Origin of the sequence: Microvirga antarctica, from assembly GCF_017921815.1 — a bacterium.
GTDB classification, from domain to species: domain Bacteria; phylum Pseudomonadota; class Alphaproteobacteria; order Rhizobiales; family Beijerinckiaceae; genus Microvirga; species Microvirga antarctica.
On record NZ_JAGEMM010000036.1, the window covers coordinates 1 to 320 of the forward strand.

A 320-nucleotide genomic window follows, 5' to 3' on the forward strand; every position below is an offset into this window, starting at 1 on the left:
ATCCGCAAGATCAAGAATATCCCGGTGACAGCCGCGACCTGTAATAATCACCGTCTGGTGACCAGGGCGCGCGTTTAGCGCGCTTATGACCTCTTCCAGCGGCAAATAGTCATACGCCACCATATAGGTCAGCTCATCCAGTACCACCATATCAAGCAGCGGATCGGCCAGCATCCGTTTCCCATGCTGCCAAACGGCCATACATGCTGCAGTGTCTGCCTCGCGATTTTGCGTCTCCCAGGTAAATCCCGTTGCCATCACCTGAAATTCGACGCCATGCGGTTCCAGCAGATTACGCTCGCCGTTGGGCCAGGTGCCCT

General features: G+C 55.9%; 1 protein-coding gene. It reads right to left on the reverse strand.

Annotated features, from left to right (window positions below):
* Positions 1-320: cob(I)yrinic acid a,c-diamide adenosyltransferase (locus J4G32_RS20765; protein WP_210497542.1), on the reverse strand; the 320-nt coding region annotated here is incomplete at both ends.